Below are 9,624 nucleotides of genomic sequence, written 5' to 3'. Positions count from 1 at the left end.
TAGTCTCCCCAACCTTGGTGTCAGCACCCACAGCCGTGTCATCCTCCGGGGTCGACGTCTTTTCTTCAGCCTTTTTCTCTTTGCTCATGGCACGAACTCCACCCTGGAAACCTTGGCTTCATCGCCCATCTTCTCCACCGTGATCCGCATCCGCCAGGCCCGTGGTTCCTGTTCAGGCGCACCGGCGGTCGTTGTTTCCACGTTGACGGCGACCAGTACCTCGGCCTGGTTGTCGCTGTCGACGGCGGGCTCCACCATTCCCGCCTCGACGATGGTTCCGACCGACGTCGACTGCGCCTGCTTGACCACCTCGGCGAACGGCTGCGCACGCTGCTGGAAGTCGTCGTAGAACACGCCCGTCGCGGAATCGAGAATGCGCTGGACGTCGCCGTCGGCGTTCTGCCAGTCGATGGTCGTGAGGTTCAGCGCACCTTGGCGCCCCACCTGCAGGTAGAGGTCGCGCTCGGCCTCGGCCTGGTTCGACTGATAGGTACGGAATCCCAGCCAAGCGGTCAGCCCGGTCAGCGCCACCACGGCGACCAGACCCGCGATGAGCGCGAGCCTGACGTGCGACATCGGGGCCCGCGCAGGCGCCGCCTCATCGACCGCGTCGTCGTAATCCTCAACGTCTGCGTCGGCCTCTGCTCCTGGGTCGGCCTCTGCTCCCGGGTCGGACTCTGCTTGGGTGTCGGACTCTGCCTCGCTGTCGGCCTCCCCGTCGCCAGCCGGCGTCGCGGCGCCACCATCGGTCGGCTCGGCGGCGGCAGACTCGGGCTCGGCGGCAGCAGACTCGGGCTCAGCGGCGGTTGGCTGGGCCGAATCGGCTTCCGGGCTCGAATCCGAGGACGGCTTTGTCAATTCCCCGTCGGGGGCAGCAGCATCGTCTGCCATGTTTGCTCCTCTGCGGCACTCTGGGCCAGGTTGGACTGTGTGAACACACGTCCGTCCGGTCCAACGTACGTGCCGCTCACGGGGTCGTATTCGGCGGCCGCTATCGGCGGCGGCGGCGGAGCCGGGGCCGGGGCCACTTCTGCAGGTGGCGAGCCTGGCCGCTGCTGCGGTACGGGCTGACCCGACAACGTCGCATTCGGGTCGCCCTTCCAGTTGAATCCGTCGTTCAACGGCACGTATTCCTCATCGCTTTCGCACAACGCCACCGACGGCGCGCGTTTGCCAGGCCTCGTTACGCAGGGCACGTTGCGCGCACCGCGCACGTTGAACGGCCCGTCCTGCGGTACCCGGCAATACAAGTCGCCCTCGGGTCGGTCGGGATAGTCCTGGAACGAGGCCGCCCGCTGCTGTTGGGCCGGCAGGAAGCCCGTCGTACACGGCGGAGGAATGTTCAAGTTGAGATTCAAGGTGAGGTAGTCACCCATGTAGTCCTGCTTGGTCCCCTTCTTCGCCACGCCGATCGCCTGGGTCACCGCGGTGCCCTGCGGAAGCAGCACCAGGATCTGCTCCAGGTTCGGCTGATAGGTGACGGCGACCTCGCCGACACTGACCAGGTTGGCGAGCACGATGGGCAGGGTGGGTTGCAGTTGATCGAACAGCGCCCTCACCTCGTCGGCCGCGCCCGGACCATTGCTGAGAAGGCCCGACACCGACCCATCCTGGCTCTGCAGTTGACCGGTGACGCTCGCCAAGTTGGCGGCCCAGGCTCTGATCGAGCCCCCGGTATCGATCTGGGAGTCCAATATCGGCTTGGTGTCGTCTATCACCGTCGTGAGCGAATCCAGGTTCTCCCGGGCGTCGATCGCCAACGTCGCTGTACCGGCGACCAATCGACGCAACTCCGGACCGAGCCCGCCGACTGCGACGTAGGTCTCGTCGATGACTGTTCGCAGGTTCTCCTGCGGGATGGCCTTCAGGCCACGATTCGTCAGTTCCAGAATCGTGTTCACGTCGGGAGGCACCGTCGCGCGATCACGCGGGATCACGTCGCCATCGCGCAATTTCGGACCGTCCGCGCTCTGCGGGAGCAGCATCACGAAGAGTTCGCCCACCGCCGTCTGGCTGTGCACCTCGGCCACCAGATCGGCGGGAATCTCAGGGTTCGAATTGAGCGAAAGCTCGGCCTCCACACCGGTATCGGTCAAGTTGACGCTGCGCACAATCCCGACCTGCGCACCACGGTAGGTGACGTTGCTCCGCTCGTAAAGACCACCGGACTCCGGCAGTTCCAGGGTAACCCGGTACTGGCCGATCCCCAGCATCGCGGGCACGCGCATGTACCCCAACGCCATGATCGCTATGGCCACCGCGGACACCAGCGAGAAGATCGCGAGCTGGATCAGCATCTGTCTAGTCACGCGCATGTTATGGCCCCTGATCCCAGCGGTACGGAAAGAGCAATGGGTTCCCCTGTGTAGTACCGGGCGACTTCCACGCCACCGACGGCGAGGCGGGCCCGTTACAGGGGCTGGGCATCTGGCCGACCGTGCGACCCCACTGGAGCTCCAACCAGGTCAGGTCGCACTCCCACCGCGTTCCGGTGAAGAACCCCTGATCGATACGACTCAGCGTCAGGTCGATAATCAGGGACAGGTTGGCGTAATCGCCGCGAATCCAGTTGGTCAACGTCTCCTTCGGGAACGGGAACGTGGGGAAGAAGCTCAGTGACCGCGTGAGCGCGGGACCGGCATCCGCCAGGGACTCCAGCACCGGGCCGAGATCCCTGAGTTCCTGGACCAGCGCTTCTCTGGTCTGATTGACAGAGTCCGCCGCCAGTGCGCTGAAGGTCCCGACCTGCACCAGCGCCTCGGACAGCGAGTCGCGCTGGTCGCGCAGCACCGCCAGTGCGTCGGGGATCGTCGTGAGCGCCCGGTCCACCACGGGCTTCTGATCGGCGATCTGTCCAACCAGATTGTTCAGGCTCTCCGACGTGGCGATGATGTCTTCGGACTGATCATCGAGGTGCCCGATCGCGATGTCGAGCTGCTCGATCAGGCTGCGCAGATCATCCTCGCGACCGGTGAACGCGATGCTGAGCGCCGCGGTGATGTCCTGGACGTTACCCAGGCCACCACCGTTGAGCAGTAATGCGACCGCGGACAGAGCCTGCTCGGTGGTCGGGAACGCACCCGCAGATGCGAGCGGGATAAACGCGCCACCTTTGAGCTGCCCCTCGGCCGGAGCGTCTGCTGGTGCGGACAATTCGATGTGTTGCGAACCCAGGAGACTGGTCTGGCCCACCTTGGCGGTCGCGTTGGCGGGCAACACGACATTGCCGTCCAACGTCATTGTCACCAGGGCGTGCCAGCCTTGGCGTTCGATCTTGGTCACGGTGCCGACGTTGACATCGCCGACCCGGACCCGGGAGTTCTGCTCGACATTGTCGACGTCGGGCATCTGCGCCTGAATAGTGAATGCGTCTGGACCGACGCCCTCGACACCGGGCAGCGCAACGGAATTCAATCCGCGCCAACCACATCCCGACGCCACCAACGCTGTCGCGAGCAGCATGACACCGACGGCGGTCCGCATCCGCAATGCATGCCTCATGAGCCCGCTCCAGCCGGCACCATCAGGCCGTGAAGTCCGTCGTTCGGGTTGGTCGCCACCACCATCTCAGCGGGCAGAGGCGGAGTGTCGGCCGGCACCGCGGCAGGCGGCGGAGCCGGCGCCGCGGGCGGCGGAGGACCAGGCGGCGGTATGTAGTCGGGACGCAGCCAATCCTCGCTGAACGTGATTTCGTTCGGCCTGGCCGACGGACCGACGATGAGCTGTTGCAGCCCCAGCGGCGGGTAGTTGTACTGGCGGTTCTTCATGATCGGCGCGAGGTACTGCACGCACAACTTGGCCGACTCTTCGGCCCCCAACCTGGATGCGGCCTGCACCGCGCCACAGAGGAACTGAATCGGGTTGGCGAAGTTGTTGACCGCCAGAATGGCGCTCGCCGCGCCCTGCGCGGGCTGATAGACGTTGATGTAGTTCGCGAATGAATTAGGTGCGATGTGCAGGAACTGCTCGACATCGTCCAGGCTGTCGTTGAGCGCCGTGGTCACACCGGCCAGCTTCTCCGATGTCGTTCCCAATGCGTCACGGTTCTCCGCGACGAAGGACTGTACCTCACCGACAACTCCGCTGAGATCCCTTACCGCACTGGCTACTTCGCCGGGATCATCGGCTAGGAGTCCGGTGACCGAGGCCAAGTTCTGGTTCAGCTGGCGCATCAGGTTCGTGCTGTCCTGCAGCGCCGACACCAAAATCGCGAGGTTCTTGACCGTGGAGAAGATGTCAGTGCTGTGATCGCCGAGCGCCGAGATGGCCTGCGACAGGTTGATGACAGTTTCCCGAATTTCGGCACCCTGACCCCGCACATTCTCGGCAGTCGTGTTGATCACCGACCCCAGCGGACTCGTTTCCCCGGGCTCGGTCGGCTGCAGTTGCTCGGCCAGCCGGTCCAACTGCGCTCGCACCTCATCCCACTCGACGGGCACCACGGTGCGGTCCTGGGGGATCACGGCGTTGTTGGCCATCACCGGCCCGCCGGTGTACACGGGCGTGAGCTGGATTGCACGTGAGGTCACAATCGCGGGGGACAACATCGCTGCTGTCGCGTCCGCGGGCACGTCGTAGCTGCCGTCATACCAGAACGAGATCTTCACCCGCTCGGGTTGGGGTTCGATGGCCTCAATGCCGCCGACTCTGACTCCGAGGATCAGCACGTCGTCCCCGACGTAAATGCCGTTGCTGTTGTCGAAGTACCCCACCACATTGATGCGGTTGACCTTGTCGGTAGTGCGTACCAGCACGGCGATACCGACCACGAGCAACAGCGAGAGTGCCACTGCTACCAAGGTTCTGGGATTTTTCATGGGGTGCCCTCCACAGAGACGAGCGGAGGTGTCTCACCAGGCGCGGGAATGAAGATCGAATTCGGTTCGGGCCCCACGATGGACTCCAGCCCCGCCGGCGCCGGCGCGGGCGGGCCGGGCGGCGGACCGCCCGGCGGCGGCGCAGGCAGCGGTTCGCGGTAGGGATAGCATCCCGTCGGGCCGGGCAGCGCCAGGCCGGGCGGACCGCAACCCGGGTCACCAGGGTTGCCGGTGATGGCATCGGGCAGTTCCAGATGAGGCTGCCCACCTTGACCGGTCCTCGGGTACGGAAGCGGCATCGCAGGTGTCCCCGGCTGCCCGACCGGCGGGTCGGTACGCTCGGACGGCAGCAACACGTTCGGGTCCAGACCGAGGTCGGAGAAGGCCGCGTCGACGAACGGCTGCACAAACTGTCCGGGCAGCAGATTGGAGATGTAGTTCTTGAAGAACGGACCCGCCGAGACAGCCTCGCCCAAGGACATCGAGTAGGCGCTCAACATCTTCAGTGACTTCTGCAGCCGTTCCTTACGATTGTCCAGGATCGTCAGCACCCCGTTGAGCTTCTCCAGCGCGGGCAGCATGGTTTCGCGGTTGTCACCGATGAAACCGCTGAGCTGTTGACTGAGCGCGGAGACATTGCCGGAGATCTGATCGATCGCGGCACTCTGGTTCTGAAGCTCCGCCAGCAGCGCGGTCGTGTTGGAAACCAGGCTGACGACCTGCTCGCTGCGTTCGGCCAGCACGGTAGTGGCTGTGTTCGCGTTACTCAGCAGGTCACGCAGTTCCGAATCGCGCTTATTGAGCGTGTCGGAGAACCGTGCCACGCCCTCGATCGCGATCTTGAGCTGAGGTGGTGTCTCGGCGAACGTCGCCGAGAGCACCCGCAGCGAGTCGGACAGCTGATCGGTATCCAGTCCGCTGATCGCGGTCGACAACTCGCCCAGGGCGTCGGGCAACTCGTAGGGCGGCTGAGTGCGGGAAACCGGAATCGTGCCGTCCAGCTGATCTTCCCCGCGTGCGGTGACCTCGAGAATCTTGGTCCCCAGCAATCCCTTGGTCTTGATCGCGGCTTCGGTGCGGTCACCGAGCCTGATGCCCTTGTCCACCGTGAACTTCACCAGCACCTGCGGCCCGTCTAGCTCGACCGACTGGACCTGGCCCACCTTGAAACCCGAGACCTGCACGCTGGCTTCAGTATTCAGCCCACCTACCTCGGCGAAGTGTGCCGTGTACTCGCGGCCCTGCTCGACGAACGGCAGATCTTGGAAATTCACAGCTCCAACGACGACGGCAGCGGTAGCCACGAGACCGACCGCACCGATCACCAGCTGGTTACGCTCGCTGAAAGGCTTCATCGCGGCGCGCACCTCCCGCTGGGCTGGCCGGCCACCTTGACATACACCGGTTGTCCACCCTTGCCGTTGAGTTTGAGCACAAGATCGCACAAATAGAAGCTGAAGAAATCACCGTAGAGCCCCTGCCGGCCCAGTGCCTGGTAGGCATCCGGCAGCGTGTTGAGAAGATTGTCGAAATACTCGTGGTCGGCCAGCACCACCCCGGCCGTTCGATCGGTCTCCTGGACCGTCTTCTTCAGCGGCGGACGGGCCTCGACCAGCAGATCGGTGATGGTGCCCGCCGCGGCGTTGGTGTAGGCCAGCCCGTTGCTGATCTCGTCGCCTCGGGATTCCAGGCCCTCTACCAGCTCCGAAAGCGAGTCCACCGCCTTGCCGAACTGGTCGCTCTGATCCCCGAGCGATCCCAGCACGGTGTTGAGGTTGACGATGACCGCGCCTATCAGCTGGTCACGGTCAGCCAGCGTGCTCGTCAGCGCCGCCGTCTGGGCCAGGAACGAGTTGATGGTTCCGCCTTGGCCCTGCAAGGCCGAGATGAGTTGCCCGGACAAGGCGTTGAGTTGGTCGGGATCCAGTGCCCTGAACAGCGGCCGGAACCCGCCGATCAGTGCGTCGAGGTCCAAGGCCGGCGAGGTGCGCGCCAGCGGAACGGTGTCGCCCGGGTTGAGTCGTTCGGTGCCGCCGACCCCTTCCTCGAGGGCCACGTACCGGCCACCGATCAGGTCGCTGTAGCGAATCACCACCCTGCTGCCCTGGGTCAGCACCACCGAATCTTCGGCGGTGAAATGGACCAGTGCGGTGGTGTCGGGCTGGATCTCGACTTTCGTCACCTTGCCGACCTCGACGCCGGCGATCCGCACGAAATCGTTGCGCTCCAACCCGGTCACATTGATGAAAGCGGCTCGATACTCATGGGTTTTCTCGCCGAATCGCAAATTGCCGAAGACCGCGAACAAACCGAATACACCGACCAGGCACACGGTCAGGAACACCGCGAGACGCGTTGCGTCTGCCCGGATATTCGTCATCGGTTACCTCTCATGCTGGTGGGTCGGTTCAAGTCAGGGCTGATATGCGGGGTTGAGGGGGATGGGCGGCCCCGCTACGGGCTGTCCAGGCACGGCCGGAACCGCGGGCGGAACAATCGGCCAGGGAATAGCCGTAGGTTGCAGCTGCGCCGGATTCGGAACCACAAAGGGCTCACTACCTGGTGTCGGCCCAGGAGCGCGCGGCGCTCCTGGCGGAGGCGCCGGGGGCAGGCCCGGCCACAGCGGGGTGCCATCCGGTGCGTACAGCTGCGCACCGTAGGCCGGTGCCGGCGGCCACGGCGGCCCGCCCCGCTGCATCGGCCCGATTGCCGGCCCGCCGAACAGGTTGCGGACGCTCGGAGGCTCCGGAATGCCGCGCGTCGACGGGAAGTAGTTGGCGTACGTCGGGAACGCGATTCCCGGGTTGGGGCGATAGTCCAGGCCGCGGCCGAAGCCCGTGTTGGCGACGAGTTGGCGCACCGGCCAGTTCTGCGCGACGTCGGGCAGCGAGCCGCAGCCGGGCTTGCCGCCCGGGCCGCCCTTGGCGCCGATGACCGGCAGGTGGGTGGGATACTTGTATGGGTCGTCGCCAAACGCCAGTCCGGCGTCGAGCACCAGCGAGCGACCGTTACCGCCGGGGCTCTCATAGCCGCCGAAGTCGAGAAGTTGCTTGGCACCCAACAACATGCACGTGTACTGGGGGTCGTATTTGTACAACAGACCAGTGGTCGGCTCCAGCACGTTGATGGCCTTGATCAGGTTGGCCTGGTTGGGCGCCAGCAGGCTGATACCGCTGTTGGACAGTCCGATCGCCGACAGCAACAAGGCGTCAAGGTCCTGGGACTGGTTCACCAGGGTGGTGCTCGTTGTGCTCGCCGAGTCCAGTGTCGCCACGATGTTCTGTGCCGCAGCACTGTAGACATCGCTGAAAGCCCCGAGCGCCTGAATGTCGGACCGAATGGTTTCATGGCGCGGGTTCAGGGCGAGCAGAACCTCGTTGGCGTCAGTGGTGGCCTGACCGAGTCGTTCGCCCTGACCACGGAGACCGTCGCCCAGGGCCGACAGGGTGCTGTTCAGTTTGGCTGTGTCGATTTGGTCAAGCACCGCGACAAGGTTCTGGAACACGGTGTTGACCTCGGGCGTCACGTTTCGTGACTTGACTACCTGCCCAGCTTCGAGGCGCTGGGTGGACGGGTTTTCCGGGTACACCAAGTCGACGTACTTGGCGCCGAATATCGTGGTGGCACGGATTTGCGCCTCGATGTTGGCCGGGATGAACTCCACCTGGCTCGGGTCGATGTCGAGCTGCAACGCGACCGTCGGATCTTCCTGGCCCGTCACCCCGATGTTGGTGACGCTGCCCACCTGCACGCCACGTAGCCTGACCTTGGCGTTGGTCTCCATCACCAGACCGGCCCGGTCCGAAGTCAGGGTCACCGGGACCTTGGACGTGAGGGTTCCGGTGAACAATGCGAAGGTCAGCCAGATGGATGCAGCGAGCGCAATCACGAAGATGAGCGTCCACCAACCGGGCTTCAGACCGTCCTTTTCCATAACCTCAGCCCGCCAGATTGAAATTGCCGGATTGTCCGTACACCGCAAGGGAAATCATCACGAGTACAAACGCGGACACGATCAGTGACGTACGCACCGCACGCCCGACGGCCTCGCCGACTCCGGCCGGTCCGCCACTCGCGGTGAAACCGTAGTAGGTGTGCACCAGCATGATCACGATAGCCAGCGCCACGCACTGACCCAACGACCAGAAGAGATCCACTGGGTTCAGGAACGTCCGGAAGTAGTGGTCGTAGACACCGGTCGACTGGCCGTACAGCACGGTGGTGCCGAATCGGGCGGCCCAGAACGAGGCCAAGACACCCACGCAGTACAGCGGAATAACCACGAGCAGACCGGCCACCACCCGAGTCGAGGCCAGGTAGGCGATGGCCCGGATGCCCATCACCTCGAGCGCGTCGATCTCTTCGTTGATCCGCATCGCACCCAGCTGGGCGGTTGCACCCGCACCGATGGTTGCCGACAAGGCAATGGCCGTCGTCGCCGGGGCTATCAAGCGAACGTTGAAGAAGGCCGAGGCGAAGCCGGTCAGCGCCTCGACGCCGATCTCGGAGAAGTCGGTGTAACCCTGCACCGCCACCAGCGCACCGGTGGTCACGGTGAGGAACCCGACGATCGCGACCGTGCCGCCGACAAGGATCAACGCCCCTGCGCCCAAACCCATCTGGGCTATGAGGCGGAAGAGTTCGACCCGGTATTGCGTGATGGCCACGAAGACCGAGCGCAGCGCACGTTCGTAGAACTTTGCCTGCACGCCGATTTCGTTCCAGGAATCGGCCACAGTCTTAGCCCGACTCCTGAGCCAGGGGAACTGTGAGTGAGGCCGCGAAACTGTCACACTGTCACCTTCAC

General features: G+C 64.4%; 8 protein-coding genes. All 8 read right to left on the bottom strand.

All coding sequences use genetic code 11. The features are described from left to right. Positions 1–84: 84 nt before the first annotated feature. The 8 genes from ACPGXI_RS08280 to ACPGXI_RS08245 are packed head-to-tail and all read right to left on the bottom strand — an operon-like array spanning position 85 to position 9,610. Complete coding sequence (locus ACPGXI_RS08280) at positions 85–891, bottom strand: Rv1363c family protein (RefSeq protein WP_526651698.1); 807 nt, start codon at positions 889–891, stop codon at positions 85–87. Next, positions 855–2,315, bottom strand: a complete 1,461-nt coding sequence (locus ACPGXI_RS08275) for an MCE family protein (protein WP_526651696.1) — start codon at positions 2,313–2,315, stop codon at positions 855–857. The genes ACPGXI_RS08280 and ACPGXI_RS08275 overlap by 37 nt, the downstream gene beginning before the upstream one ends. Position 2,316: 1 nt before the next feature. Beyond that, positions 2,317–3,501, bottom strand: coding sequence for an MCE family protein (locus ACPGXI_RS08270; protein ID WP_526651694.1), 1,185 nt, complete (start codon positions 3,499–3,501; stop codon positions 2,317–2,319). Then, a complete protein-coding gene (locus ACPGXI_RS08265; protein ID WP_526651692.1) occupies positions 3,498–4,817 on the bottom strand; it encodes an MCE family protein in 1,320 nt (439 codons plus the stop codon). The genes ACPGXI_RS08270 and ACPGXI_RS08265 overlap by 4 nt, the downstream gene beginning before the upstream one ends. Next, positions 4,814–6,172, bottom strand: coding sequence for an MCE family protein (locus ACPGXI_RS08260; protein ID WP_526651690.1), 1,359 nt, complete (start codon positions 6,170–6,172; stop codon positions 4,814–4,816). The genes ACPGXI_RS08265 and ACPGXI_RS08260 overlap by 4 nt, the downstream gene beginning before the upstream one ends. After that, the gene (locus ACPGXI_RS08255; RefSeq protein ID WP_526651688.1) at positions 6,169–7,197 is read right to left on the bottom strand and encodes a virulence factor Mce family protein; all 1,029 of its coding nucleotides are present in this window, start codon (positions 7,195–7,197) and stop codon (positions 6,169–6,171) included. Before ACPGXI_RS08255 ends, ACPGXI_RS08260 begins: the two co-directional genes overlap by 4 nt. 33 nt (positions 7,198–7,230) lie before the next feature. Further along, a complete protein-coding gene (locus tag ACPGXI_RS08250; RefSeq protein ID WP_526651686.1) occupies positions 7,231–8,751 on the bottom strand; it encodes an MCE family protein in 1,521 nt (506 codons plus the stop codon). 4 nt (positions 8,752–8,755) lie between these two features. Beyond that, a complete protein-coding gene (locus tag ACPGXI_RS08245; RefSeq protein WP_526651801.1) occupies positions 8,756–9,610 on the bottom strand; it encodes an MlaE family ABC transporter permease in 855 nt (284 codons plus the stop codon). Positions 9,611–9,624 lie beyond the last annotated feature (14 nt).

It is taken from the genome of Mycobacterium sp. (assembly GCF_049608025.1).
Taxonomy (GTDB): Bacteria; Actinomycetota; Actinomycetes; order Mycobacteriales; family Mycobacteriaceae; genus Mycobacterium.
The sequence above is the reverse complement of the archived record's forward strand: the minus strand, read 5'-3'. Positions and strand labels throughout refer to the sequence as shown.

Coding starts and splice junctions, on each gene's coding strand:
- ACPGXI_RS08280 (WP_526651698.1), bottom strand. CDS start 891: ATGGCAGACGATGCTGCTGCCCCCGACGGGGAATTGACAAAGCCGTCC.
- ACPGXI_RS08275 (WP_526651696.1), bottom strand. CDS start 2,315: ATGCGCGTGACTAGACAGATGCTGATCCAGCTCGCGATCTTCTCGCTG.
- ACPGXI_RS08270 (WP_526651694.1), bottom strand. CDS start 3,501: ATGAGGCATGCATTGCGGATGCGGACCGCCGTCGGTGTCATGCTGCTC.
- ACPGXI_RS08265 (WP_526651692.1), bottom strand. CDS start 4,817: ATGAAAAATCCCAGAACCTTGGTAGCAGTGGCACTCTCGCTGTTGCTC.
- ACPGXI_RS08260 (WP_526651690.1), bottom strand. CDS start 6,172: ATGAAGCCTTTCAGCGAGCGTAACCAGCTGGTGATCGGTGCGGTCGGT.
- ACPGXI_RS08255 (WP_526651688.1), bottom strand. CDS start 7,197: ATGACGAATATCCGGGCAGACGCAACGCGTCTCGCGGTGTTCCTGACC.
- ACPGXI_RS08250 (WP_526651686.1), bottom strand. CDS start 8,751: ATGGAAAAGGACGGTCTGAAGCCCGGTTGGTGGACGCTCATCTTCGTG.